Genomic DNA, 23,185 nt, shown 5'->3' with positions numbered 1-23,185 from the left:
ATTGACTCCTGCTGCGTAGGTCAGAATGCGGAAAAGGAAAGCGAGGAAATCTCTGTGGCTTTTATGATTATCCAGCGATTATTCGCCATTGATGCCGCATTGAATGTAGCGAAACTCCTAAAACCCATTATCTGGCCCTGACGTTACCGTTATTTACTTAGCAGAACGTTTCCTTACACTTATTGATTTCCCTGCTCTGCGCCCGATATCATCCGCAGCGATGAATTAAAGGAAAATAATCTTTGATAATGCTGACGGGATAAATAAGAGAAAGCGGAAGAAATAAAAACCAGTCAGACGTTGATGAAAAGAAAAGATTTGTCAGATGTGGCAAAAGGTTTAACCGCTTATCAGCGCATTATGGTACGGCGATCCGAAAAAGCATGAGAGCGCGCTAGTCCGGATTAAACAGAGAGGAGTAAAAAGCAATGCGGCCTTCCGGAGAAGGCCACTGAATTACTGACTGAGGAACTTGTCGAGGAACTGGCGGGTACGCGGCTGCTGCGGGTTACTGAACAACGCTTTCGCGTCGCCCTGCTCCACAATGCGCCCCTGATCCATAAAGATGGCGCGATCTGCCACGTCGCGGGCAAAGCTCATCTCATGCGTGACGATCACCATGGTGCGTTTCTCTTCGGCCAGTGCGCGGATGGTGCTGAGCACCTCCCCCACCAGCTCCGGATCCAGCGCCGAGGTGGGTTCATCGAACAGGATCACCTCCGGTCGCATCGCCAGCGCACGCGCAATGGCCACACGCTGCTGCTGTCCACCCGACAGACGGCGCGGATAGCTTCCCTCTTTGCCGTGCAGGCCGACCTTCTCCAGCAGCGTGCGGGCGCGTGCGACGGCCTCCGCCTTCGCTTCGCCTTTTACGATCACCGGTCCTTCAATAATGTTCTCCAGCACCGAACGGTGCGGAAACAGATTGAAGTTCTGGAAGACAAAACCGACCTGCTGACGCAGACGACGCACCTGCTCTTTCTGTTTGCTCTGCGCCAGCGCGGCATCCACCGTAATCTCGCCGACCCGGATAGTGCCGCTGTCCGGCACTTCCAGCAGGTTAATACTGCGCAGCAGCGTGGTTTTACCTGAGCCGCTGGGGCCGATAATCGCCACCACTTCACCGGCGGCCACATCAAGATCGATGTCGTGCAGCACCGTCTGGCCATTAAATGATTTCACCAGCTTTCTGACTTCGATGGCACTCATTTCGACTCCGAATCCTGACGGTTAACATGCTGTTCCAGACGACTCTGCAACGCAGACAACACCGTGGCCATCACCCAGTAGATCAGCGAAGCCGCCAGATACATGGTAAAGACTTCCAGTGTACGCGAGGTGATCAGCTGCGCCTGACGGAACAGCTCCGGCACCTGGATGGTCGCGGCCAGCGACGTATCTTTTACCAGGCTGATAAAGCTGTTGCCCAGCGGTGGCAGTGCGGTGCGCGCCGCCTGCGGCAGGATAACCCGGCGCAGGGTTTGCCAGCGCGTCATGCCGATACTCGCCGCCGCCTCCCACTGTCCGCGCTCAATCGCAGCGATGGCACCACGCAGGGACTCCGAGGCGTAAGCCGCGGTGTTGAGCGAGAGACCAATCATCGCTGAGGGGATCGGGTCCAGTTCAATGCCAAACTGTGGCAGGCCGTAGTAGATCATAAACAGCTGGGCGATCAGCGGGGTGCCGCGAAAAATCGAGACATAGATCCGCGACAGCACGCGAAACGGCCAGAAGTGAGACAGCCGCATCAGCGCCAGCAGAAAGCCCAGCAGCAGGCCGAAGAACATCCCGCCGATGCTGAGCTGCAGCGTGAACAGCGCGCCCTTTAATAAAAAAGGTGCTGAATCCAGCACCAGTTGAAGGCTTTCCTGCATTATTTCGTCACGTCCGCGCCAAACCATTTCTGAGACAGCTTGCTCAGCGAGCCATCTTTCTGCATATCAGCAATGGCTTGGTCGATCGCCTTCAGCAGATCGTCGTTGCCTTTACGTACGGCAACGCCCGCTTCCTGACGGGAGAAAGCGTCACCCGCTACCGCCATGGTATCGCCGGTTTTCTTCACCAGATCCAGCGCCGCCAGACGGTCAACCAGGATGGCATTCAGACGACCTGAGCGCAGATCCTGATATTTAGTCGGGTCATCATCATAGGTACGCACGTCCACGCCCTTGACGTTCTCACGCAGCCACTGCTCGTAGTTGGTGCCGAGACCCACGCCAACCTTTTTACCCGCCAGATCAGCCGGTTTGCTGATGGTGCTGGCATTGGCCTTCATGGTCAGCGCCTGAATACCGGAGATGGTGTAAGGCGTAGAGAAGTCATACTTCTTCTTGCGCTCATCGGAAATGGTCACCTGGTTAATCACCACATCGATGCGCTTCGCGTCGAGGGAAGCCAGCATGCCATCCCATTTGGTCGGTTTCAGACTCGCTTTAACGCCCATGTGCTGTGCCAGCTGCTGCGCAAATTCCACTTCAAAACCGGTCAGCTTGCCCTGCTCATCCTGGAAGCTGAACGGCGGATAGGTGCCTTCCAGACCCACCAGCAGCGTGCCGCGCTCTTTAATCTTGTTCAGCAGATTTTCCGCTGCAAAGGTTTTAACGTTGACGCCAGCAATCAGCGCCACGGCCATAACGCCCATCACCATCTGACGACCTGCACGAGAAAAGGACATATTTACCCCATTTTTGACAGTATTGTGTGTGTGTTTTTATAAGGGCAGCACGGCGAGTCGCTGCCAGTCCAGAATGATAACGCCCGGAGTATAAACTGTTTTATTCGCTTGTCTCAGATCGAAGGATGATAAGCAAATAACGCGGGCGCGCCGCCAGTATGAATAAACAGCAGCGGGCCTTCGCGACGGAAGCGGTTCTGACTGATGCCATCAATCAGGCCGGCCATCGCCTTGCCGGTATAGACCGGGTCCAGCAAAATGCCTTCCAGCCTTGCCAGCAGTTTCACCGCCTCCATGCCCTCCTCATTGGGCTCACCATAGCGGGGCGCAAAGTACTCATCCCACAGCGTGATCGGGGCCGTTGCCTGCACCTCCAGTGAGGCTGCCAGCGACTGACGCAGCCGCTCAACCAGCGGCAACTGCGCGTCGGTCTGACGTGAAACGGTGACGCCCACCAGCTCGGTTTCCGGCAGCAGCTGCTCCAGGCCGACCGCCAGCCCCGCATGGGTGCCCGCGCTGCCTGATGCCACCACGACGGCGGCAAAATCCACCACGCCTTCGCTCTGATGTGCAATCTCCTGGGCGCACTCCACATAGCCTAGCGCACCCAGCGCATTTGAGCCGCCGACCGGAACGATATAAGGACGGAATCCCTGCGCTTCCAGACGTGTAGCCTCTTCAGCCAGCTGTTCGGCGGGATTATGCAGCGCATCCACGGCGATCACCTCCGCATCCATCAGATCCAGCAGCAGGCGGTTGCCGTTGCTCAGGTAGTTTTCAGCGTGGGTACCAATCGGGTTTTCCAGCAGTGCCACGCACTTCAGGCCGAGGCGGGCTGCCACGGCCGCGGTCTGGCGCACATGGTTGGACTGGATCGCGCCCGCCGTCAGCAGCACATCCGCCCCTTCGCGCAGCGCATCGGCCGCCAGGAATTCGAGTTTACGCAGCTTGTTGCCGCCCATCGCCACTGGCGTGAAGTCATCACGTTTGATGAAAATATCGCGACCCAGATAGTCGGAGAGGCGTGGCAGGTGTTCTAACGGTGTCGGGGCGCCCAGCAGTTCAAGACGCGGGAATTGGTGTAACAGATGTAAAGACAATGCTGCCTCCGTTCGGGCATTCAAATTATCCTTACAGTGTTGCAGAAGATGCGCAAAGGATCACTCTGATTCAGGTGACCGTCGATGCGGTGAGGAAGCGGCGCCGTGCTCCCCCCTTCTCCGTTACCCGGCAGGCGGATAACAGAGTAACGTGCCGCAGGCACGCGGGGGGAGTCCTCGGTGCAGACCAGGGTTACCCCTGCTGCCAGCCTAAGAATTGATCGTACTTGCGCAGCGCGATGCGGTAATTATTATTTCCGGCATCCGGCAGATCGCTTTCCAGACACTGATGCCAGCTCTCTCCCTTAAGCCTGTCGGCGGGGAAATTTTTGGCTTTGAGCATCTCATCCAGCCGACGCAGCCGCACCACATATTCGCGAATCGTGCTGGGGCTCATTTCTGTCTGTTCAAACAGGTACTGTTTAAACGCCATAATGTCGAAATAATTCGGATGAGTATTGCAAAAAATATCGCTGCAGAAGCGACAGAGCGCGGTCAGCTCTGGCTGAAGCTTCAGCCAAAGTTGTTCATCAATCATCTGGTCCATCCGAGCGATGGCCTCTTTATTGATGATCTGACCACGAAAAACGAGCGCCATTCGATCTAATACCTTGCCACAATGCGAACAGTTGCTCTGGCTGTGTTTATAGTCTTTAAGATAACGACTTAACGGTCTGGCCTTGGTCTTGGCTCCCATTACTGAGTCCCCGGTTTCTTATATTTTTGAATCGCCAGGAACTGATACTGCTAGCGCGCTCCCGTAAGCCGGGCCCGCAGGCGTTTAATCGCCTGACTGTGCAGCTGACTGACGCGGGATTCACCCACATCAAGCACCGCGCCAATCTCTTTCAGGTTCAGTTCTTCCTGGTAGTACAGTGTCAGCACCATCTTTTCACGATCGGGTAACGCTTCGATCGCTTCAATGACGCGCTCACGCAGACTCCCTTCAAGCAACTGATGAAGCGGATTAGCCTCCTCATGGCCTTCCGTCACCAGCTCCGCACTGTCGCCGTGCTCTTCCCGATACTCGTCGTAGGAGAAAAGTTGACTGTTGTTGGTGTCCAGCAGGATCTGCCGGTACTCCTCCATGGAAACGTTCAGCTGCTGCGCCACTTCCTGCTCGGAGGCGGAACGCCCCAGCGACTGTTCTACCTTGTGCATCGCTCCGGCCACCTCACGCGCGTTGCGGCGCACGCTGCGCGGTGCCCAGTCCCGACTGCGAAGCTCGTCGAGCATTGCGCCACGAATACGCTGCACGGCGTAGGTGGTAAAGGCTGTTCCCTGTAGCGCGTCATAACGCTCTACGGCATTCAACAGCCCTATCCCCCCGGCCTGCAGCAAGTCGTCAAGTTCAACGCTGGCCGGCAGGCGAACCTGCAGACGCAGCGCTTCATGGCGCACCAGCGGCACGTAGCGCTGCCAGAGCGAATGCTTGTCCATCACGCCTTCGGCGGTATAGAAATCGTTCACGTTGACTACCCTGCGTTAATGATGTTATCGGCATGATTATCCAATTCTGTAGCGTTTTCGATTGGGGGAATAGGCGGGGTAAAACGAGGCTATTTCACTTTTGTTACCTCAGAATGCAGATCCTTCTGCACTCTTCAGCGGGGATTATCGACGGGCGCGCAGCCGTTGCCGCGTGGCGGGTGGCACCGCAGCCCACAGGCTGCAAATCCGGCCATCCAGCTCCTGATACCAGGGCAAAATATGTTGTTGTGCATCCTCGCCGGGATGCACGGTAATCTGTCCCGACTCACCATCAATGCTAATCAATCGATTAATAAACAACCGCTGCAAATCACTGCGTAAAAACAGGCCGTTATCGATGCTGTTGTCCGCCACCAGCCCGTCGTCGCTCTCCTGGGTGTCGATATGGCAGGCTTCGACCCAGGGCCAGCTATGCCGTTCGGTCAGCTCTGTGCCGGTCATGACACAGGCACCGTAGCGGGCTTTTACACCGGCGATAAACTCCGCCTGGCTGGCCCGCTGCAGCACCCGCGCCTTGACGCGTCGTCCGACTTCCGTCCCCGGCATCACAGCCGCAGGCACCTTGTGCTCTGGCGTACTCAGCACCACGATAAACTGGATAGTCTGCGACTGCGGAAAACAGGGGTTCGCCTGCGGGTTAAAGAGCTGCCAGTAGGCCTCATCCTCATCCTGATGCATCATCACCAGTTTATAGCCGCGACTCTGCAGCAGATTCTGCGCCGTGGCAGATTGCGGATCGATCATGGCAAAAACCTGACTGCTGCCCATCACTTTCCACAGGTTGTCGCGCTTTTCGTTCTCACTGCGGCGGAAATAGAGGAAAGAGAGATTCTGCTTCAGATAGTGCTCGAAGCGGCGCAGGTAATTCTTGCGCTCGTTATCACTGGAGATAAACAGCAGATCCTCCAGCGGGCTGTTGCTCTCTTCCTGGGCGAAGACCGCGCGTATCTTCAGGGTTCGCAACCCGGTTGAGGGACTCAGCAGTGCACGTGCCGTCAGCTCTTTTTCATCAGGGTATTGCTGGGCATAACGCCGGGCGATCTCTTCAAACGTCAGCCGCTCACCCGGCAGCAGGTCATAGTTGAAGCGCATAGACACTCCACAAAAGTTAACATCGAAAGTTATAGTGTTCTGTGAAGAGTTATCGGCAAGCGTGGCGGGAACTGTAACGGGCGGGGGAAGTTGTGGGGTAATAAAGTACCGGCAGAGGCGACTTCAGGCTCAGTGCATTCTCCGGCTTTCAGCCCGGCGCAGGAGAAAAAGATCAAAAAAAACCCTGCCGAAGCAGGGTTTTGAATTTTGACAGAAGCGATTAGCCCTGCAGCAGAGACAGAACCTGCTGTGGAACCTGGTTCGCTTTGCCCAGCACGGAGTTACCAGCCTGCTGAACGATCTGCGCTTTAGACATGTTTGACACTTCAGTCGCGTAGTCAGCATCCTGAATGCGAGACTGTGCTGCAGACAGGTTGGTGGTGGTGTTGTTCAGGTTAGTGACCGCTGAGTTCAGACGGTTCTGTACCGCACCCAGGCTTGAACGGAAGTTATCAACAGATGCGATAGCTTTGTCCAGCAGTGCCAGTGGGTTAGCAGTCGCTGAACCTTTGTGAGCGTTAGCGTTAGCTGCGTCAGCGATGTCGCCGATGTTGCTTGCAACACCAGTAGTACCACCTGCGCTACCATTGACAATTGCGCCTGCTGCGGTGTTGTAGTCTTTGCCCTGAACAGTCACATAACCCTGAGCTGCGCCAGTTGAATCTGCACCAACTTTAACGAACTGACCAGACATGGTACCAGCAGTCACGCCGTTAGCTGAGTCGGTGTAAGAGACGTCAGTGGTGTTCAGTGAAACGTTACCTGTCGCGTCATCAACAGAAACGGCGTAGTTGTCGTTGCCAGAAGAAACAACGTAAGTTGCAGTGGCTGCGCCAGCTGAAGTCTGTACGTTTCTCAGTGACAGTGAGCTTGCATCTACTTTCAGAGCAGTGGCAACAGCTGACAGGTTAACATCTTTCAGTGAACCGCTTGCGCCAACCTGAGTGATTGCATCGCTGGTTTTCAGTGCGTTTTTAGAGACGCCGAAACCTGACAGACCCAGAGTTGAAGAGTCGATTTTCTTCAGGTCGATGTCGATAGTCTGACCGTCGTTAGAACCAACCTGGATAGACATTTTGCCGTCTTTAGCCAGTACGTTCACGCCGTTGAACTGAGTCTGACCAGAAACGCGGTCAATCTCGTCCAGACGGGATTTGATTTCGTCCTGGATTGAAGAGAGGTCAGAATCAGAGTTAGTGCCGTTCTGAGCCTGTACGGTCAGTTCACGAACACGCTGTAAGTTGTTGTTGATTTCTGACAGCGCGCCTTCAGTAGTCTGCGCAGCAGAGATACCGTCGTTGGCGTTACGGGCAGCCTGAGTCAGACCTTTGATGTTAGAGGTGAAACGGTTGGCAATCGCCTGACCAGCAGCGTCATCTTTCGCGCTGTTGATACGTAAACCAGAAGACAGACGCTCCATTGAAGTAGACAGAGCTGACTGGTTCTTGTTGATGTTGTTCTGAGTGATCAGCGAGAGGCTGTTGGTGTTAATGACTTGGGCCATGATAAATTTTCCTGTTAATCAAGTCTTTCGGTTAAGGTGTGGGCTTCAACCCGCCGGCTTCAGCGCCGTCAAAGTTGTTATCGTCTGTCGTCAAACAACCTTTAGAATTTTTTTAGTACCAGGCGAAATTTTTTGCTTCTGCCTGTCACGTTTGAGGTTATCGCCACCCTTTCCGACTTCTTTAGGCCTGATTCATTAATTTTCTAGCCGCTGAATTACCCTTCTCTATAGTCCTTATTTAACTCATTACCCTAAGGCAAATACCTTTAAACTTTCCGCATTCAAGGCCGATAACCCAGCTATTCACTTTCCCTGTCGACCTTATAAAGGAAGAACCATGGCTAGTTTTAGCAATCTCGGTGTGGGTTCCGGCCTGCCACTCAGTACCATGCTTGATAACCTGCAGACCGCTGAAAAAGCGGCGCTCAAACCGATTTCAACACAGCAGTCTGCTTATACTGCCAAGCTCAGTGCCTACGCCACCATGAAGAGCGCATTGACGACCTTCCAGACTGCCAACACCAAGCTGAACAGTGCCGACCTGTTTACCGCAACCACCGCGACCAGCAGCTCAACGGCATTCAGCGCCACGACTTCTGGCAGCACCGTGGCGGGTAAATACTCTATCAGTGTAACGCAGCTGGCGCAGGCGCAGGTGCTGACATCAGCAGTGCAGAGCAGCAACACCGCCGCACTGGGCGACAGCTCCGCATCCAGCCGCAGCATTGCTATCACCTTAAAAGATGGCACCAGCAAAAGCGTGACGCTGAGCAGCGATCAGACTTCGCTGACCGGCATGCGTGACGCGATTAACGGCGCAGATGCCGGCGTCACCGCGACAATTATCAAGGTGTCAGATGGCAGTTTCCGCCTCTCCATGAGCGCCAACAAAACCGGCAGCGACAATGCGGTGACGAAGATTGCCGTGACCGGTGATGACACCCTGCAGGGGATCGTGGGCTATGATGCCTCCGCCAGCAGCAATGCGATGACGCAAAGCGTCCCGGCGCAGAATGCCCAGCTGACCGTTAACAACGTTGCAATTGAGAACAGCAGCAACCAGATCAGCGATGCGCTGGAAGGGATTACCCTGAATCTTACCGCGCAGACCACTGGCGCCCAGACGCTAACTATCGCCAAGGATACGTCCAAAGCCTCCAGTGCCATCAGCAGCTGGGTTGATGCCTACAATACGTTGCTGGATCAGTTTAATACCCTGACCAAATACACCCAGGTGGATACCAACACCGATTCGCAGGACTCCAGCAATGGCGCCCTGCTGGGTGACAGTACCCTGCGGACCATTGAGACTCAGCTGAAGAGCATGCTGACCAATGCGCAGAGCACATCTGCCTATAAATCTCTGGGGCAGATTGGCATTACCACCGATCCTCAAACCGGCTCTCTGGTCATTGATTCCACTAAGGTGAGTGCCGCACTGGATAAAGACGCTGCAGGCGTCAAAGAGATGATTGTGGGTGACGGTAAGACCACCGGCATTACCACCAAAATTGCGACTAGCGTTACCGGATGGCTCTCATCCACAGGAATCGTTCAGTCTGCTACAGATGGCGTGAGTAAGACGCTGAAAAACCTGACCGCCCTTTACAACACCACCAGCGACCGCATCGACGCGGATATCGCACGCTATAAAACGCAGTTTACTCAGCTGGATCTGGCTATCAGTAAACTTAACTCAACCAGTTCTTATCTGACGCAGCAGTTCGATACGTCAAGTTCTTCTGATAAATCATAGGAGTGACCATGTACACCGCTACAGGCACCAAAGCCTATGCAAAAATTGGCGTCGAAAGCGCCGTGATGAGCGCCAGCCAGCAGCAGCTGGTTGTGATGCTGTTCGACGGCGCACTGAGCGCGCTGATCCGCGCCCGTCTGTTTATGCAGGATGGCAATATTGAAGGTAAAGGCACCTCAATTTCTAAAGCTATCAATATTATCGAAGCTGGCCTGAAAGAGGGGCTTGCTGAAAACAGTGGTGACGAACTGGCAGATAACCTGCTGGATCTTTACAACTACATGACGCGTCGCCTGCTGCAGGCCAACCTGCACAACGATGTTGAAGCGGTCGGGGAGGTCGAAGGCCTGCTGCGCAACATCGCGGACGCGTGGAAAGAAGTGGTTCAATCTAACCTGATTCAGGACGCCGTTTAATGACTACTGCACCGCATCTGATTGCCGTTTACCAACAGTTACTCAATCTCAGCCAGGGTATGCTGCGTCACGCAGCACAGGGCGAATGGGATGAATTGATCAGCAGGGAGATGGAGTATGTCAGCGCGGTGCAGAATTTAGCCCAGTCGACAGATAAGGCCTCGCCGTCGGCGCAGACGCAGGAGCAGCTGCGCCCGGTGTTGCGGCATATCCTGGATAACGAAAGTGAAGTGAAACGTCTGCTGCAGGCGCGGATGGATGAGCTGGCCGCGCTGGTGGGTCAGAGCAGCCGCCAGAAATCTGTCATGTCCGCCTATGGTAACCAGGGCGGTGTGGTGATGGTGCCCCGCGAAACCCTCTCCTGATCCCCTGCCTTATCACGCCGCCAGATTTATTTTTCTGCGCGGCGTCTCTTTTCTGCCGCTTACTCCATACTTGATTTTCATCATCCCCCTGGAGAGCGGTACATGCAAAACCCAACGTTATTACAGTTTTTCCATTGGTATTACCCGGATGGCAGCAAACTGTGGCCTGAAGTCGCCGATCGCGCGGCGTGGCTCAGCGAAACTGGCATTACGATGGCGTGGTTACCACCGTGTTACAAAGGGGGTTCGGGTGGTTATTCTGTCGGTTACGACAGCTATGATCTTTTTGACCTTGGGGAATTCGATCAGAAAGGCGGGGTTGCCACCAAATATGGCGACAAACAGCAATTACTGGCCGCTACAGAGGCGCTGCGCAGCCATAACATCGGGGTGCTGCTCGATGTGGTGGTGAACCACAAAATGGGCGCGGACGAGAAAGAGGCGATCAGCGTTAACCGCGTCAATCCGGACAACCGCGATGAAATTGACGATGAGGTCGTCGAGTGTGAAGCCTGGACGAAATTCACCTTTCCGGCGCGCGCCGGGGAGTATTCGAAATTCATCTGGGATCACAAATGTTTCAGCGGCGTAGACCACATTGAAAATCCGGACGAAAACGGTGTGTTTAAAATCATCAACGATTACACCGCGGAAGGCTGGAACGACCAGGTGGATAACGAGCTGGGTAATTTCGATTATCTGATGGGGGCCAACATCGATTTCCGAAACAATGCGGTCAGAGAGGAGCTGAAATACTGGGCGCGCTGGGTCATGGAACAGGTTCCCTGCACCGGTTTCCGCCTGGATGCGGTAAAACATATCCCGGCGTGGTTCTACAAGGAGTGGATCGACCATATTCAGGAGGTGGCCGAAGAGCCGATGTTTATCGTCGCTGAATACTGGTCGTTTGAAACCGAGAAGCTGCAGGAGTATGTGCATCAGGTGGAGGGCAAGACCATGCTGTTTGATGCCCCGCTGCACATGAACTTCCATCAGGCGTCAACCGCAGGCAGTGCCTACGATATGAGCCAGATTTTTGCCAATTCCCTGGTGGTCGCTGACCCGTGGCACGCCGTGACTATCGTGGCGAACCACGATACTCAGCCGCTGCAGTCACTGGAGGCGCCGGTTGAAGCCTGGTTCAAACCGCTGGCCTATGCCCTGATCCTGCTGCGTGAACAGGGCGTGCCAACCGTTTTCTATCCTGACCTGTTCGGCGCGACCTACGAAGATGAGGGTGGCGACGGTGAAACGCACAAGATTGAGATGCCGGTGATCCCGGAACTCGAAGGCCTGATCCGGGCGCGGCAGCAGTATGGCTGGGGTGTTCAGACCGACTACTTTGATCATGCCAACTGTGTCGCCTTCAGCCGCAGCGGCACGGAAACCCAGCCGGGTTGCGTAGTGATTATGTCAAACGGTGATGCGGGTGAGAAAAGCGTGCCCATGGGTGAAGGCTTTGCCGGTAAGGTGTGGCGCGACTATCTGGGTAACCGTGAAGAGACAATCACCGCCGACGAGCACGGCACCGCAGTGTTTGCCTGCAACGGCGGCAGCGTCAGCGTCTGGGTAGTGGCGGACTGATTTTCTGCTGACCTCAGTATGAAGCCCCGGCAGACAGAGCATCAGGGTGGCTCTGCCCTGCCGGGGCTGTTTTACAGGTGGCGTTATGACTGAGCGTTGTGCTCGGTAATCGATGTACGCAGCAACTGGGGTTCGATATTCTGGATCACCGTGGCTTTAGGTTGCTTTGCCATCTCCTCCAGCGCCTGCTGACACTCAACCGTCGGACGGGCCACTTTTCGCAGCGTCAGGCCATCGTAGCTAAGCTCGCCATTGTCGACATCCAGCGGCATCACACGCAGCTGACGTGTCACATTAACGTAGTCGCCATTCAGTCGGGTCAGCTTGCCTGGCTTGGCGATCACCCGCTGCCACTGACGGCAATCCAGCGTGCTGCCATCCGCATTAATAATGATGCTGCCTGTCGCCTGGCTGCTGATCAGACCGCTCTGCGGTCCGACGGTTTGCCAGTTGCCCTGCAAATCGGCAGGTGCCGGGGTCTGCACCGCATTTTCATAATCGTTGATTTGCGCACAGCCACCCAGTGCCAGCGCCGCAATCAGCATCCACTTTTTCATGTTTAATCCCTAAAATCGCGTTAATGGCGGCTACGTTATAATTTTTTCCCCGCGCTGCGCAAGATATCTGACGGTTCGGGCTGCTGCTTCCCCCCGGATTGCACCCTATTTCTCACCTTATCCGTTACCTGGCGTTCCCGGCGCGGCTGTCTGCGGGCGGCCACCGCCGCGACATTCCGGCGCGACGGTGCCTGACAACCGTAAGACAACCCGTTACACTGGCGCGCTGCAACAGACTTTCAGGAACAGAATGATGAAAACCCCAGAAGCCTACTACGCGCAGGCACGCGAGATGTTTTTTACCGCCCACCCGGACTTTCAGGCTGCCCTTGATGAACTGACTGAAAGCGATGCCCGCGCGGCCAATCTCTCACTGCGAGAGCTGCGCGAATGGCATGCTGAACGCATCTATGCGGCCTTCCTGCGTCAGAAGAATCTGGATGGCATGATTTTTTCTATCCAGCTCGCTGAGCCGGATAAAGCGGTGGCGGCTGAAGCTATCGAGGCTTATCTCAAATCGCATGCTGCGTCACTTGGGATGAGCTGGGAAGAGTTCTGCATTAAAAACGAACTCTGATTGAGGCGACCTCTGAAGACGCGTGCCGGTTAATCTTCTTCAGAGGTCAGTTTCACCCTGCCCGCGCGTTCAGGGGGTCCTGCCCTTCACCTCAACATAACTGGCAACGGCCAGCAGACGATTAATGTGGGTCAGCAGCAAATCAACATCGGACTGCATAAATTCGGCTGAAGAGCGGGAGGCGGTGACAATCGCATCCTGTACGGTTTCGGTAATGGTCAGGGAGTTATCCTGTTTTGCCTGTACCAGCAGCGCCGCAACCAGCAGCGACTGGGCTTCAATCTGAGCGGTCAGCTCTTTCGCATCCACATCCATTTTCGCCAGCTTAAGCAGAATATCGATTACCAGTTGTCGCATCGCGCAGGCCTCCTTAAGAGTAAGCCGCCATTATGTCGCGATGCGCGCGCATTTTTCCAGCTGAAGATAGCGGCCCGGACGGCATAAAAATTTGCGTCAAAACCGGTGCACAACCTTGCTACTGTTTTTATTTACAGTATTATAGATCAGCGATTTTGCCCTGAATGGATTGCCATCATGTTTGTTGAATTGATTTATGACAAGCGCAACGTTGCCGGTTTACCGGGTGCTCGCGAGATGATTCTTGAGGAGCTGGAAAAGCGGGTGCATCGGGTCTTTCCTGACATTGAAGTTAAGGTTAAACCGATGGAGCGTAATGCGATTGACACAGATTTGAGTAAGAACGATAAAGCGACGGTTGCGCGTATCGTGGAAGAGATGTTTGACGAAGCGGAAATGTGGCTGGTGGCCGATTAATCCCTGATCGGCCACCGCATCAGTTAGCGGGAGAGGAATCAGCTCTCCTGCTCACTGTGATTAATTTCAATCTCAATATCCTGAATGGCGGCATCCAGGTCGTCCAGCAGTTTACCCTGTTTGTTGAGCAACGCGTCGATTCGGTCAGCGTTGGTCTTGTCTTTATATTCACCGGCATCAAAGGCTAACCAGTGGCTGGAGAGGGTTTCAGTGTTGGTCTGCGCATAGTGGCGCATCTCTTTCAGCTGCGACGCTACGTCACGCAGATAATCATTTTTGGTCTTGGTTTCAGTTGAATCGCTCATGCTAATTTTCCTTCTGGTCAGTTTTCCAAAGTGATTAGGCTTTGCGGTTCATCAACCAGCCAATCAGCGGGCCTGCATTTAAGATAGAAAATGTCGCCCGGAGATTTAAACGTAGTTGATAATAGCGAAGCCGCTCTAAGAATAATCGGAAGTTACGGCTATTGCCCCGTTTCGGCCGAAGGTAAATCGCCCTCTTTTACCACCTCTTTGACTTTGTTGACCGTTTTATCTGCTGTGCGATCGGGCAGCGCATCAAGCTTATGCTGCAACGCCGCAACCTGATCCGTGAGCAGATCGACTTTGTCCTCACGGCGGGCGGCGATCACCCGGTAATCCGCCCGGATCTCCTCCACCCGTTTATTTGCGGTGTTGCTGACATAGAGAAAAATGATGGTCATCAGGATGCAGATCATCGAACAGCTCAGCAGAATTCCGCCGAGAATCACTTTTCGCCGGTATGTCAGAACGGTCAAAGGACTATTTATCGGTGTCATCGCTGCGATCCTCCAGAGTTGAGATAAGCCGATCAATTTCATTACGAAACTTATCGTTCTGATCGGTTTCGGTCATAGCCAGTAAAATACCCACTGCGTTTTTGATTAACCGGAGATCGGTTTCAAGCGTGGCAATACGCCGCAGATTTCTGTCGTGCCGTTCGCGTAACTCATCATTCTCCTCCCGTATCAGCGCATTGCTCTCTTTCAGCAACACCACCTGCTCTTTGTAACTGGTAATAATTTCGCCGCCTGCCCGATTACTGGTCACGATTGAGGCGATACCCGCCAACAACGGTTTCCAGAAAAGTGCTGCGGCGCCCCCACCCAGAACTAACGCACCCATACTGGTAATCAGACTACTTTCCATGCCACACCCCTTTTTCCGGTAAGGTCTCTGGAACTCACGGCATGCTTAACAGCCACCTTTTCCCCCACGAATTTAAGATTGCTTAAATACCAGGTTTAAGTATACTTAAGTCACTCTTAACCAAAAAGTCAAGCAGATGAAAAACGAAACCCTGGGTGATCGCATCCGACTCCGACGCAAGTCACTGCAGTTAACGCAGAAGCAGCTGGCGCAGCAGGTAAACGTGTCCCATGTGGCCGTTTCGCAATGGGAAAAAGAGGAGACTCTGCCGCGCGGCGAAAACCTGCTTCGGCTCTCTGAAGCACTGGGCTGCGCACCGGCCTTTCTGATAGAGGGTGATGGTCCTGTTTTCAGCGAAAGCGCCTGGGCCGGACTGCACCAGATTCCTTTGCTGGCGCAGCGCGATGTGGCGCAATGGCTGAGTGATCCCGCTTCTGTCCGGCAGGATCGTCTGATGCATAACGATATGGCGCTGTCTCAGCAGAGTTTTGCCTTTCGGGTAGAGGATCAGTCGATGGCACCGGCGATTCTGCGCGATGATGTGGTGATTATCGATCCCAGCCTGTCACCGCAGCCTGGCGACAGCGTGCTGGCGCTACAGCAACAGGTCGCCCTGCTGCGAACCTGGCGTCAGCGAGGCAGTGAAGAGGGTGTCTCGCAGTTTGAACTCGCGCCGGTCAATATCAATTTCCCTGAGCTGCACTCCCGGCGCGATAACCTGAAGCTGATTGGTACGCTGGTCGAACTGCGCCGCTTTCGTCAGCCATAAAAAAAACCCGCCGGGTGCGGGTTATCGGTTCTGCATTTAACCGTGGCGGCAATATGTCGGGAAATCAGAGTGCGTCGGTGAGACGATCGACAACCACATTGCCCTGCAGGTCGGTCTGCATAATCCGGTAGCTGACCGGCCATGAACGGCGGGTTGTGAGTTTATCGAACAGCGTGACGCCGCCCTTTTTAATCCCTTCGCGGTTAACAATAATCCACTCGGTGACCTCTTCCTGCCCCCGATTTCGCAGGCTCAGCGACCGCTGCTCGATTAACTGGTCTTCCGCTTCAATCTTTAAATGATCTCGTAACATAATCTCTATCTCCTGGTAACGCAGCTCACTATATGCCTTTTATTAATCAGTTCAATCGAATATTTTAATCGAAGTCACTGGCAGCCTGGTGCTGGCGTTACCCGCAGTGAAGAGAGATCCCTTCACGTCGATGTCTCTGACAGGGCCGGAGGCGAGATCTCAGCGCTGGTCTAGACTTACAGCACTGGGAACCAAAAGGAGCGAATGATGTTTAAGCATAAAACGAACGAAGAACGTAAGCATGAAGGTGATGTGAGCAAGAGTCTGCCGGAAGCAGCGCCGCACGTGGGCAACGCTTATGAGGAAGATGATCACCCTGCGACGGATGCCCCAAAAGATCACGGGGAAGTGCCGCGCAAAAATGACGACAGCCAGGATGATAAAAAAGATCCTTTTAAGGCGCAGTAACTCCTGTGAGGCGCGTCCTCCGGGCGCGCTGGTCTGTCACGCTCTCTGTCGCCCTCCCCACTGTAATTGACCGCTGAAGATTAACGCGTCTGATGCGCTGCCCGCTTTCCCCCTTCTCTTTACGACGCCTTAACAGCACACGAATATCGTGATGCAGCCGGATTATCATTGTGTAATTCGCTATTATCTGTCCGGAATGACAGGGAACTGATTTCTTTGTCACGACGCAGAGCGTCAGCAACGATGAGAGTATATGGAATGAAAAAAAGCGTTATTGCCCTGAGCCTGATTCTGCTGAGCGGATGTGTGGACATGGGACGCGTCGGACTGCATCCTCAGGTAAAAATGGCGTATTTTGACGGGCATCCCTGGCAGCTTGAGTCCTGCCTGAGTGAGGCGGCACAGAATCAGCAGCTTTACCTGGCTCAGGATGATCCGCTGCCGGGAGGAACAAAAAGATTTAACCTTGAACAGGATGGCGAAACGGTCGCGTGGGTCGAGATTGACAGGTTTAGCCGCAACCAGACCAGTGCCACCTTCTACGCTGACCCGAAGGCGTCTGACGTTCAGGCCGCGATTTCGTACATGGTCACAGCGTGCCGGACATCACGATAGTCTGATAGCCTGGCCATGACCACGGCGTTTGCACGCAGGCAGTGAATCATGGCCTGCCCTGGTTCGATGCTGACCACCGGAAGCGGCGACACGCTGACAGAAGCGGTTATGGCAGCCCGGCTTACTCCGCCTGTACACAATCGTACGAACCGCGTATCCGAATCTGATTCTGGCTGGTTCGGACGATTTCAGCCCTGAGCTCTGCTTTCCCCGCGCGCGTTGTCTGCTCTAAATCAACCATGCCCGGCGCCCGGGCGTTTTTGGCCCGCAGCTTTACCGTTGCGTTTTCGTAATCCCCCTTCTCCTTACTGAACGTCACTTTCTGCGTTTTCGCACGTTCGCCATTGACGGAGAACCAGTGATTCTTATCCGCTTTCAGATAGAACGGCCCGCACTGCGTCGCAGAGAAGGCGGGGGCTGACAAGGCGAAAAGACAGGCTATCAGGGTGACTCTTTTATTCATAATGCTGGCGTCCTGCTGGAGCAAATGGAAACAGAGCAGCGATACAGGAGAAAGCGCGTTTCCTCCCTCGCCGCCCGGGATGTGAAGGAGTATAGCGAAGGGTGGCGCGATTGCTGATGCCACCGTTCTCAGCCCCACCCTTCTGTGCAGACCTGGGAGGGCGATCCGTTATGCGACCTCAACCTTCACACGCTGTTTTTACCCGTCCAGCCGGTTCAGCTTTGCTACACCTGCATATTCATAATCTCGCTGTACGCCGAGACCAGCTTGTTCCTGACCTGAATCCCCATCTGCATGGAGATAGAGGATTTCTGCAGATCGACCATCACATCATTCAGCGCCACGCCGGGTTTCCCCATCTCAAAATCCTGCGCCTGGGTGCGTGCGGTCGTCTGCGTTTCGCTGATCTTATCCAGTGCGGCCTTCATGGTTGCACCAAAGTCGATCTGATTTGTGGCTTCACTGCTGCGGTTGCTGGCCTGCAGTGAGGTGACCTGAAGCTGCTGGAGTACGCCGTCAATAGCCTGAATAGACATGAACGATACCTTATAAAAGAGGGTGGGATTTTTTCTGTGGGCAAAAGTTAACACGTTGTCAATGAGACAAAGGCGCTAAATGACAGCAAAAAACCTACCTTATCCACGCATCGAATTTTGCTTATCACCTAATAATGCCTGGCATTGAAGTGGAAATTTTATCTACGCAGGTCAGGGAGTCTGTTTTGCCATCTCAACTTACCCGGTCAATTACGTCAGGCAGGAATCGGTCATGAATGCGAGTACAGCCGCCACACCAGATCAAGAAAAGAAAGGCTTCGGTGACCTGCTCGCTCGCCTGCGCGCCAATCCGCGTATTCCTCTTATCGTCGCCGCCGCCGCCGTTATCGCGATCGTCATCGCGATGGTGCTGTGGGCAAAGCAGCCCAGCTACAGCGTGCTTTACAACAACCTCTCTGATGAAGATGGCGGGGCTATCGTCACGCAGCTGACGCAGATGAACATCCCCTATCGCTTCGCTGAAAACGGCGGCGCACTGATGGTGCCTGAGGCTAACGTGCACGAGCTGCGTCTGCGTCTGGCTCAGCAGGGTCTGCCGAAAGGCGGCTCGGTGGGGTTTGAACTGCTCGATAAAGAGAAGTTCGGCATCAGCCAGTTCAGCGAGCAGGTTAACTATCAGCGCGCGCTGGAAGGCGAACTGGCCCGCACGATCGAATCACTCGGCCCGGTCAAAAGCGCCCGTGTCCATCTGGCGATGCCAAAACCGACCCTGTTCGTGCGTGAGCAGAAAGCCCCGTCTGCCTCTGTCACCTTAACGCTGCAGCCGGGCCGTGCGCTCGATGAAGGCCAGATTCAGGCCATCGTCCACATGGTCTCCAGCAGCGTCGCCGGTTTACCGCCGGGCAACGTGACGGTCGTTGATCAGACCGGTCGCCTGCTGACCCGCTCCGACTCAGTTGGTCGCGATCTGAATGATGCACAGCTGAAATATGCCTCTGAAGTGGAAGCGCGTTATCAGCAACGTATTGAAGCGATCCTGAACCCTATCGTGGGCCAGGGCAACGTGCATGCGCAGGTCACCGCGCAGATTAATTTCGATACCAGCGAGCAGACTGACGAGAAATATCAGCCTAACGCGAATCCGTCGAATACGGCGATCCGTTCGCGTCAGACCAGCACCAGCGATCAGTCGGGCAGCCCCTATCCGGGTGGCGTGCCGGGCGCACTCTCTAACCAGCCTGCGCCAGCTAACTCAGCGCCGGTCACAACGCCAAATAACACTGCGGCCAATGGCCAGAACGCCAATGGTCAGAATGCTAACGGACAGAACAACGCCGGCCAGACCACCAGCACGGCCACAGCCAGCGCGACGCCGACCAACTCACGTCGTGACGACACCGTGAACTACGAGCTGGACCGCACCATTCGTCATACCAAACTCAACGTAGGTGACGTGCAGCGGCTTTCCGTTGCGGTGGTGGTGAACTTCCGTACCGACGACAAAGGTAAAACGGTCGCGCTGAACGAAGCGCAGCTGAAGCAGATTGAAGATCTGACCCGTGAAGCGATGGGTTACTCCCAGACGCGTGGCGACAGCATCAACGTGGTGAACTCGCAGTTCAACTCGACTGAGCCGGTGAGCACCGACCTGCCCTTCTGGCAGCAGCAGTCCTTCTTTGATCAGCTGATGAGTGCGGGTAAATGGCTGTTGATTGCACTGGTGGCCTTCATTCTCTACCGCAAGATGGTGCGTCCGCATCTGGTGCGTAAGCAGGCTGCCGAGAAAGCCGCCGCCGAAGCCGTTGCCGCCCGCGCCACGCAGCAGGAAGAAGAGGAAGCCTTTAGTGTGCAGCTCAGCAAAGATGAGCTGGAGCAGGAACGTAAGTCTAACAACCGCATGAGCGCAGAAGTGATGAGTCAACGCATCCGCGACATGTCAGAAAACGATCCGCGCGTTGTTGCGCTGGTGATTCGCGAATGGATGAGTAAAGAGCTATGAGTCTGACCGGAACTGAAAAAAGCGCCATCCTGATGATGACCATTGGCGAAGAGCGCGCCGCGGAAGTGTTTAAACACCTGAACCAGCGCGAAGTGCAGCACCTCAGCGCCGCGATGGCCAGCATGCGTCAGGTGTCACACAAGCAGCTGACCGAGATACTGCGTGAGTTCGAAACCGATGCCGAGCAGTTTGCGGCGCTGAGCCTGAACTCCAACGAATACCTGCGCTCGGTGCTGACCCGTGCGCTGGGCGAGGAGCGCGCCGCCAGTCTGCTGGAAGATATTCTCGAAACGCGGGAAACCACCAGCGGGATGGAAACGCTCAACTTTATGGAGCCGCAGGCCGCTGCCGACCTTATCCGCGACGAGCATCCTCAGATCATCGCCACCATCCTGGTTCACCTCAAACGGGGTCAGGCGGCCGATATTCTGGCGCTGTTCGACGAGCGTCTGCGCCACGATGTGATGCTGCGTATCGCGACCTTTGGTGGGGTGCAGCCTGCCGCGCTGGCCGAACTGACCGAAGTGCTGAACGGCCTGCTGGATGGCACCAACCTCAAGCGCGCGAAGATGGGCGGCGTGAGAACCGCAGCCGAGATCATCAACCTGATGAAAACCCAGCAGGAAGAGGCGGTTATCGAAGCCGTTCGCGACTTCGATGGCGAGCTGGCGCAGAAAATTATCGACGAGATGTTCCTGTTCGAAAACCTGGTGGAAGTGGACGACCGCAGCATCCAGCGCCTGTTGCAGGAAGTGGAGTCCGAGCAGCTGCTGGTGGCACTGAAAGGGGCCGAACAGCCGCTGCGCGAGAAGTTCCTCAAAAACATGTCAGCCCGTGCGGCCGACATTCTGCGCGACGATCTGGCCAACCGCGGTCCGGTGCGGATGTCTGCTGTAGAGAACGAACAGAAAGCAATCCTGCTGATTGTTCGCCGCCTGGCCGAATCTGGCGAGATGGTGATTGGTGGTGGCGAGGAAACCTATGTCTGATGCATTTTCTGCCCGCCCGTGGCAGCTGTGGCAGCCTACCGATCTGGGTCGTTTTGATGAGCCTGAACCGGAGGCACTGCCGGAGATCGCTGAATCTGACGACGGCGTTGATGAGCAGCAGCAGCAGCTTGAACGTCTGCAGCAGCAGATGCGCAAAGAGGCGCAGGGTCAGGGTTACAACGAAGGCTTTCAGCAGGGCGTCACCGAAGGCCAGAAAGCGGGCTACGACGCCGGTTTTCAGCAGGGTCTGGCCGATGCTCAGCAGCAGCAGGCCCCCCTGCAGGCGCGGATGTCCCAGCTGGTCACCGAGTTTCAGAACACGCTGGAGTCGCTGGACAGCGTCATCGCTGCCCGCCTGATGCAGCTGGCGCTGGAAGCCGCGCGCTCGGTGATTGGCCAGGCCACCACGGTGGATGGCACCGCCCTGCTGCGTCAGATTCAGGGTTTACTGCAACAGGAACCGATGTTCAGCGGCAAACCTCAGCTGCGCGTCCACCCTGACGATCTGCAGCGCATTGAACAGACCCTGGGTCCGACGCTGGATCTGCACGGCTGGCGGCTGATCGCTGACAGCACCCTGCACCCTGGCGGCTGCAAACTCAGCGCGGAAGATGGCGATCTGGATGCCAGCGTCGCGACACGCTGGCAGGAACTCTGCCGCCTCGCCGCACCGGGAGAAATCTGATGACCACCCGTCTGAACCGCTGGCTGGGCTCGCTGGACGCTTTTGAAAAACGCATTTCCCAGGTGCAGCCGGTACGCCGTTATGGCCGTCTGACCCGCGCCACCGGCCTGGTGCTGGAAGCCACAGGCTTACAGCTGCCGCTGGGCGCAACCTGCATCATTGAACGCAACGATGGCAAAAACATCAGCGAAATCGAAAGCGAAGTGGTGGGATTCAACGGTCAGAAGCTGCTGATGATGCCACTGGAAGAGGTGGACGGCATTTTACCCGGTGCGCGGGTCTATGCGCGCCAGAGCGGCGACAATCCGCAGGCGGGCAAACAGCTGATGCTGGGCCCCGAACTGCTGGGCCGCGTACTCGACGGCAGTGGCCGACCGCTGGATGGTCTGCCATCACCGGATACCGGCTATCGCGCCCCGCTGATCACGCCGCCTTTTAACCCGCTGCAGCGTACGCCGATTACCGACGTACTGGATACCGGCGTGCGTGCCATTAATGCCCTGCTGACGGTGGGTCGCGGGCAGCGTATGGGCCTGTTTGCCGGTTCAGGCGTGGGTAAAAGCGTGCTGCTTGGCATGATGGCGCGCTACACCAAAGCGGACGTGATCGTGGTTGGCCTGATTGGCGAACGTGGTCGCGAAGTTAAAGATTTTATCGAGAACATTCTCGGGGCTGAAGGTCGCGCCCGTTCGGTGGTCATCGCCGCCCCGGCAGACGTTTCACCGCTGCTGCGTATGCAGGGTGCCGCCTACGCGACCCGTATCGCGGAAGATTTTCGCGACCGCGGCAAGCATGTGCTGCTGATTATGGACTCCCTGACCCGCTACGCCATGGCGCAGCGTGAAATTGCCCTGGCGATCGGCGAACCCCCGGCAACCAAAGGCTATCCGCCTTCCGTGTTCGCCAAACTGCCTGCGCTGGTTGAGCGTGCCGGTAACGGTATCGACGGCGGCGGTTCCATCACCGCGTTCTATACCGTTCTGACCGAAGGTGACGATCAGCAGGACCCGATTGCCGACTCCGCGCGTGCGATTCTCGACGGCCATATCGTGCTGTCGCGCCGGCTCGGTGAAGCGGGTCACTATCCGGCCATTGATATTGAAGCGTCGATCAGTCGTGCGATGACCTCGCTGATCGATGAGAACCACTATGCCCAGGTGCGCCAGTTCAAGCAGTTGCTCTCCAGCTTCCAGCGTAACCGCGATCTGGTCAGCGTGGGCGCCTATGCCGCCGGCAGCGACCCGATGCTGGATAAAGCCATCCGGCTCTATCCGCAGATGGAAGCTTTCCTGCAACAGGGCATCTTTGAGCGCAGCGATTATGACGACGCCAGCCTGCATCTCCATGCGCTGTTTGGCGCCTCAACCTGATTAACGCGAGGTAATGGC

29 protein-coding genes are annotated in these 23,185 nt (G+C 55.6%); 13 read left to right on the top strand and 16 right to left on the bottom strand.

Features of this window, described 5'->3' with window-relative positions:
* Positions 1–456: 456 nt before the first annotated feature.
* The 8 genes from tcyN to OJ965_RS10055 all read right to left on the bottom strand — a co-directional run bounded on the left by tcyN (position 457) and on the right by OJ965_RS10055 (position 7,861).
* Entirely contained in the window at positions 457–1,209 is a 753-nt protein-coding gene (gene tcyN, locus OJ965_RS10090) for an L-cystine ABC transporter ATP-binding protein TcyN (RefSeq protein ID WP_009089631.1), read from the bottom strand.
* Positions 1,206–1,874 (bottom strand): cystine ABC transporter permease, encoded by a 669-nt coding sequence (gene tcyL / locus OJ965_RS10085; RefSeq protein ID WP_009089629.1) that lies wholly within the window; start codon positions 1,872–1,874, stop codon positions 1,206–1,208. Before tcyL ends, tcyN begins: the two co-directional genes overlap by 4 nt.
* Positions 1,874–2,674: a cystine ABC transporter substrate-binding protein gene (tcyJ, locus tag OJ965_RS10080; RefSeq protein ID WP_009089627.1), complete on the bottom strand. Its 801-nt coding sequence runs from the start codon at positions 2,672–2,674 to the stop codon at positions 1,874–1,876. The genes tcyL and tcyJ overlap by 1 nt, the downstream gene beginning before the upstream one ends.
* Positions 2,675–2,787: 113 nt before the next feature.
* Entirely contained in the window at positions 2,788–3,774 is a 987-nt protein-coding gene (locus tag OJ965_RS10075; RefSeq protein ID WP_046102064.1) for a D-cysteine desulfhydrase, read from the bottom strand.
* Positions 3,775–3,967: 193 nt separating this feature from the next.
* On the bottom strand, positions 3,968–4,471 hold the full coding sequence (fliZ, locus tag OJ965_RS10070; RefSeq protein WP_009089624.1) for a flagella biosynthesis regulatory protein FliZ: 504 nt from the start codon (positions 4,469–4,471) through the stop codon (positions 3,968–3,970).
* 50 nt (positions 4,472–4,521) lie between these two features.
* On the bottom strand, positions 4,522–5,244 hold the full coding sequence (locus OJ965_RS10065) for an RNA polymerase sigma factor FliA (protein ID WP_058958307.1): 723 nt from the start codon (positions 5,242–5,244) through the stop codon (positions 4,522–4,524).
* Positions 5,245–5,388: 144 nt separating this feature from the next.
* Positions 5,389–6,357: an HNH endonuclease signature motif containing protein gene (locus OJ965_RS10060; protein WP_058958306.1), complete on the bottom strand. Its 969-nt coding sequence runs from the start codon at positions 6,355–6,357 to the stop codon at positions 5,389–5,391.
* Positions 6,358–6,577: 220 nt separating this feature from the next.
* On the bottom strand, positions 6,578–7,861 hold the full coding sequence (locus OJ965_RS10055; RefSeq protein ID WP_111208687.1) for a FliC/FljB family flagellin: 1,284 nt from the start codon (positions 7,859–7,861) through the stop codon (positions 6,578–6,580).
* A gap of 337 nt (positions 7,862–8,198) precedes the next feature.
* Between OJ965_RS10055 and fliD the strand changes: the two genes are divergently transcribed.
* The 4 genes from fliD to amyA all read left to right on the top strand — a co-directional run bounded on the left by fliD (position 8,199) and on the right by amyA (position 11,982).
* Complete coding sequence (gene fliD, locus OJ965_RS10050; protein WP_111208688.1) at positions 8,199–9,617, top strand: flagellar filament capping protein FliD; 1,419 nt, start codon at positions 8,199–8,201, stop codon at positions 9,615–9,617.
* An 8-nt stretch (positions 9,618–9,625) separates the two neighbouring features.
* Positions 9,626–10,033 carry a flagellar export chaperone FliS gene (gene fliS, locus OJ965_RS10045; RefSeq protein WP_009089611.1) on the top strand — a complete coding sequence of 136 codons (408 nt, stop codon included), beginning with the start codon at positions 9,626–9,628 and terminating at the stop codon, positions 10,031–10,033.
* Entirely contained in the window at positions 10,033–10,398 is a 366-nt protein-coding gene (fliT, locus tag OJ965_RS10040; protein WP_154927802.1) for a flagella biosynthesis regulatory protein FliT, read from the top strand. The genes fliS and fliT overlap by 1 nt, the downstream gene beginning before the upstream one ends.
* 102 nt (positions 10,399–10,500) lie before the next feature.
* Complete coding sequence (gene amyA, locus OJ965_RS10035) at positions 10,501–11,982, top strand: alpha-amylase (RefSeq protein WP_265139115.1); 1,482 nt, start codon at positions 10,501–10,503, stop codon at positions 11,980–11,982.
* An 83-nt stretch (positions 11,983–12,065) separates the two neighbouring features.
* Here amyA and yedD read toward each other — a convergent pair whose 3' ends face one another.
* Positions 12,066–12,539, bottom strand: a complete 474-nt coding sequence (gene yedD / locus OJ965_RS10030; protein ID WP_058958303.1) for a lipoprotein YedD — start codon at positions 12,537–12,539, stop codon at positions 12,066–12,068.
* Positions 12,540–12,792: 253 nt separating this feature from the next.
* On the opposite strand from yedD, the gene OJ965_RS10025 reads away from it, so the two are divergent.
* The gene (locus OJ965_RS10025) at positions 12,793–13,116 is read left to right on the top strand and encodes a DUF6388 family protein (protein ID WP_009089604.1); all 324 of its coding nucleotides are present in this window, start codon (positions 12,793–12,795) and stop codon (positions 13,114–13,116) included.
* 69 nt (positions 13,117–13,185) lie between these two features.
* On the opposite strand, the gene iraP is transcribed toward OJ965_RS10025, so the two are convergent.
* Complete coding sequence (gene iraP / locus OJ965_RS10020; protein ID WP_009089602.1) at positions 13,186–13,473, bottom strand: anti-adapter protein IraP; 288 nt, start codon at positions 13,471–13,473, stop codon at positions 13,186–13,188.
* 177 nt (positions 13,474–13,650) lie between these two features.
* Here iraP and OJ965_RS10015 point away from each other — a divergent pair, with 177 nt between their 5' ends.
* Positions 13,651–13,890 (top strand): DinI-like family protein, encoded by a 240-nt coding sequence (locus OJ965_RS10015; RefSeq protein WP_009089600.1) that lies wholly within the window; start codon positions 13,651–13,653, stop codon positions 13,888–13,890.
* A 38-nt stretch (positions 13,891–13,928) separates the two neighbouring features.
* On the opposite strand, the gene OJ965_RS10010 is transcribed toward OJ965_RS10015, so the two are convergent.
* From OJ965_RS10010 to OJ965_RS10000, 3 genes are all read right to left on the bottom strand, one after another.
* Positions 13,929–14,195 (bottom strand): hypothetical protein, encoded by a 267-nt coding sequence (locus tag OJ965_RS10010; RefSeq protein WP_009089598.1) that lies wholly within the window; start codon positions 14,193–14,195, stop codon positions 13,929–13,931.
* Between the two features lie 158 nt (positions 14,196–14,353).
* Positions 14,354–14,689 carry a hypothetical protein gene (locus tag OJ965_RS10005; RefSeq protein WP_033736205.1) on the bottom strand — a complete coding sequence of 112 codons (336 nt, stop codon included), beginning with the start codon at positions 14,687–14,689 and terminating at the stop codon, positions 14,354–14,356.
* Entirely contained in the window at positions 14,673–15,059 is a 387-nt protein-coding gene (locus OJ965_RS10000) for a hypothetical protein (RefSeq protein WP_009089595.1), read from the bottom strand. Before OJ965_RS10000 ends, OJ965_RS10005 begins: the two co-directional genes overlap by 17 nt.
* A 136-nt stretch (positions 15,060–15,195) precedes the next feature.
* On the opposite strand from OJ965_RS10000, the gene OJ965_RS09995 reads away from it, so the two are divergent.
* Positions 15,196–15,828 (top strand): helix-turn-helix domain-containing protein, encoded by a 633-nt coding sequence (locus tag OJ965_RS09995; RefSeq protein ID WP_265139111.1) that lies wholly within the window; start codon positions 15,196–15,198, stop codon positions 15,826–15,828.
* Positions 15,829–15,892: 64 nt separating this feature from the next.
* Here the strand turns inward: OJ965_RS09995 and OJ965_RS09990 are convergent, their stop codons facing one another.
* A complete protein-coding gene (locus OJ965_RS09990) occupies positions 15,893–16,141 on the bottom strand; it encodes a hypothetical protein (protein WP_009089591.1) in 249 nt (82 codons plus the stop codon).
* Between the two features lie 207 nt (positions 16,142–16,348).
* On the opposite strand from OJ965_RS09990, the gene OJ965_RS09985 reads away from it, so the two are divergent.
* Together OJ965_RS09985 and OJ965_RS09980 are read left to right on the top strand one after the other, a co-directional pair.
* A complete protein-coding gene (locus tag OJ965_RS09985; RefSeq protein WP_046102075.1) occupies positions 16,349–16,549 on the top strand; it encodes a hypothetical protein in 201 nt (66 codons plus the stop codon).
* A gap of 258 nt (positions 16,550–16,807) precedes the next feature.
* Positions 16,808–17,164 (top strand): hypothetical protein, encoded by a 357-nt coding sequence (locus OJ965_RS09980; RefSeq protein WP_140028903.1) that lies wholly within the window; start codon positions 16,808–16,810, stop codon positions 17,162–17,164.
* Between the two features lie 121 nt (positions 17,165–17,285).
* Here OJ965_RS09980 and OJ965_RS09975 read toward each other — a convergent pair whose 3' ends face one another.
* On the bottom strand, positions 17,286–17,627 hold the full coding sequence (locus OJ965_RS09975; RefSeq protein ID WP_265139109.1) for a hypothetical protein: 342 nt from the start codon (positions 17,625–17,627) through the stop codon (positions 17,286–17,288).
* Between the two features lie 224 nt (positions 17,628–17,851).
* On the bottom strand, positions 17,852–18,163 hold the full coding sequence (gene fliE / locus OJ965_RS09970; protein WP_009089566.1) for a flagellar hook-basal body complex protein FliE: 312 nt from the start codon (positions 18,161–18,163) through the stop codon (positions 17,852–17,854).
* A 232-nt stretch (positions 18,164–18,395) separates the two neighbouring features.
* Between fliE and fliF the strand changes: the two genes are divergently transcribed.
* Genes fliF through fliI form a run of 4 tightly spaced genes read left to right on the top strand, consistent with a single transcriptional unit; the run spans position 18,396 to position 23,167 of the window.
* Entirely contained in the window at positions 18,396–20,123 is a 1,728-nt protein-coding gene (gene fliF / locus OJ965_RS09965; protein ID WP_111208693.1) for a flagellar basal-body MS-ring/collar protein FliF, read from the top strand.
* On the top strand, positions 20,120–21,112 hold the full coding sequence (fliG, locus tag OJ965_RS09960; protein ID WP_009089561.1) for a flagellar motor switch protein FliG: 993 nt from the start codon (positions 20,120–20,122) through the stop codon (positions 21,110–21,112). The genes fliF and fliG overlap by 4 nt, the downstream gene beginning before the upstream one ends.
* Positions 21,105–21,797 (top strand): flagellar assembly protein FliH, encoded by a 693-nt coding sequence (fliH, locus tag OJ965_RS09955; protein ID WP_046102078.1) that lies wholly within the window; start codon positions 21,105–21,107, stop codon positions 21,795–21,797. The genes fliG and fliH overlap by 8 nt, the downstream gene beginning before the upstream one ends.
* Complete coding sequence (fliI, locus tag OJ965_RS09950; RefSeq protein WP_009089558.1) at positions 21,797–23,167, top strand: flagellar protein export ATPase FliI; 1,371 nt, start codon at positions 21,797–21,799, stop codon at positions 23,165–23,167. Before fliH ends, fliI begins: the two co-directional genes overlap by 1 nt.
* Positions 23,168–23,185 lie beyond the last annotated feature (18 nt).

The sequence above is a fragment of the Pantoea anthophila genome, assembly GCF_026104315.1.
GTDB classification, from domain to species: Bacteria; Pseudomonadota; Gammaproteobacteria; order Enterobacterales; family Enterobacteriaceae; genus Pantoea; species Pantoea anthophila.
This window is presented reverse-complemented; position numbering and strand designations above follow the sequence as displayed.

What these genes read in the sequence shown, in the direction of transcription:
- tcyN (WP_009089631.1), bottom strand. Translation starts at nt 1,209, where the DNA reads ATGAGTGCCATCGAAGTCAGAAAGCTGGTGAAATCATTTAATGGCCAG.
- tcyL (WP_009089629.1), bottom strand. Translation starts at nt 1,874, where the DNA reads ATGCAGGAAAGCCTTCAACTGGTGCTGGATTCAGCACCTTTTTTATTA.
- tcyJ (WP_009089627.1), bottom strand. Translation starts at nt 2,674, where the DNA reads ATGTCCTTTTCTCGTGCAGGTCGTCAGATGGTGATGGGCGTTATGGCC.
- fliZ (WP_009089624.1), bottom strand. Translation starts at nt 4,471, where the DNA reads ATGGGAGCCAAGACCAAGGCCAGACCGTTAAGTCGTTATCTTAAAGAC.
- OJ965_RS10060 (WP_058958306.1), bottom strand. Translation starts at nt 6,357, where the DNA reads ATGCGCTTCAACTATGACCTGCTGCCGGGTGAGCGGCTGACGTTTGAA.
- OJ965_RS10055 (WP_111208687.1), bottom strand. Translation starts at nt 7,861, where the DNA reads ATGGCCCAAGTCATTAACACCAACAGCCTCTCGCTGATCACTCAGAAC.
- fliD (WP_111208688.1), top strand. Translation starts at nt 8,199, where the DNA reads ATGGCTAGTTTTAGCAATCTCGGTGTGGGTTCCGGCCTGCCACTCAGT.
- fliS (WP_009089611.1), top strand. Translation starts at nt 9,626, where the DNA reads ATGTACACCGCTACAGGCACCAAAGCCTATGCAAAAATTGGCGTCGAA.
- fliT (WP_154927802.1), top strand. Translation starts at nt 10,033, where the DNA reads ATGACTACTGCACCGCATCTGATTGCCGTTTACCAACAGTTACTCAAT.
- amyA (WP_265139115.1), top strand. Translation starts at nt 10,501, where the DNA reads ATGCAAAACCCAACGTTATTACAGTTTTTCCATTGGTATTACCCGGAT.
- yedD (WP_058958303.1), bottom strand. Translation starts at nt 12,539, where the DNA reads ATGAAAAAGTGGATGCTGATTGCGGCGCTGGCACTGGGTGGCTGTGCG.
- OJ965_RS10025 (WP_009089604.1), top strand. Translation starts at nt 12,793, where the DNA reads ATGAAAACCCCAGAAGCCTACTACGCGCAGGCACGCGAGATGTTTTTT.
- iraP (WP_009089602.1), bottom strand. Translation starts at nt 13,473, where the DNA reads ATGCGACAACTGGTAATCGATATTCTGCTTAAGCTGGCGAAAATGGAT.
- OJ965_RS10015 (WP_009089600.1), top strand. Translation starts at nt 13,651, where the DNA reads ATGTTTGTTGAATTGATTTATGACAAGCGCAACGTTGCCGGTTTACCG.
- OJ965_RS10010 (WP_009089598.1), bottom strand. Translation starts at nt 14,195, where the DNA reads ATGAGCGATTCAACTGAAACCAAGACCAAAAATGATTATCTGCGTGAC.
- OJ965_RS10005 (WP_033736205.1), bottom strand. Translation starts at nt 14,689, where the DNA reads ATGACACCGATAAATAGTCCTTTGACCGTTCTGACATACCGGCGAAAA.
- OJ965_RS10000 (WP_009089595.1), bottom strand. Translation starts at nt 15,059, where the DNA reads ATGGAAAGTAGTCTGATTACCAGTATGGGTGCGTTAGTTCTGGGTGGG.
- OJ965_RS09995 (WP_265139111.1), top strand. Translation starts at nt 15,196, where the DNA reads ATGAAAAACGAAACCCTGGGTGATCGCATCCGACTCCGACGCAAGTCA.
- OJ965_RS09990 (WP_009089591.1), bottom strand. Translation starts at nt 16,141, where the DNA reads ATGTTACGAGATCATTTAAAGATTGAAGCGGAAGACCAGTTAATCGAG.
- OJ965_RS09985 (WP_046102075.1), top strand. Translation starts at nt 16,349, where the DNA reads ATGTTTAAGCATAAAACGAACGAAGAACGTAAGCATGAAGGTGATGTG.
- OJ965_RS09980 (WP_140028903.1), top strand. Translation starts at nt 16,808, where the DNA reads ATGAAAAAAAGCGTTATTGCCCTGAGCCTGATTCTGCTGAGCGGATGT.
- OJ965_RS09975 (WP_265139109.1), bottom strand. Translation starts at nt 17,627, where the DNA reads ATGAATAAAAGAGTCACCCTGATAGCCTGTCTTTTCGCCTTGTCAGCC.
- fliE (WP_009089566.1), bottom strand. Translation starts at nt 18,163, where the DNA reads ATGTCTATTCAGGCTATTGACGGCGTACTCCAGCAGCTTCAGGTCACC.
- fliF (WP_111208693.1), top strand. Translation starts at nt 18,396, where the DNA reads ATGAATGCGAGTACAGCCGCCACACCAGATCAAGAAAAGAAAGGCTTC.
- fliG (WP_009089561.1), top strand. Translation starts at nt 20,120, where the DNA reads ATGAGTCTGACCGGAACTGAAAAAAGCGCCATCCTGATGATGACCATT.
- fliH (WP_046102078.1), top strand. Translation starts at nt 21,105, where the DNA reads ATGTCTGATGCATTTTCTGCCCGCCCGTGGCAGCTGTGGCAGCCTACC.
- fliI (WP_009089558.1), top strand. Translation starts at nt 21,797, where the DNA reads ATGACCACCCGTCTGAACCGCTGGCTGGGCTCGCTGGACGCTTTTGAA.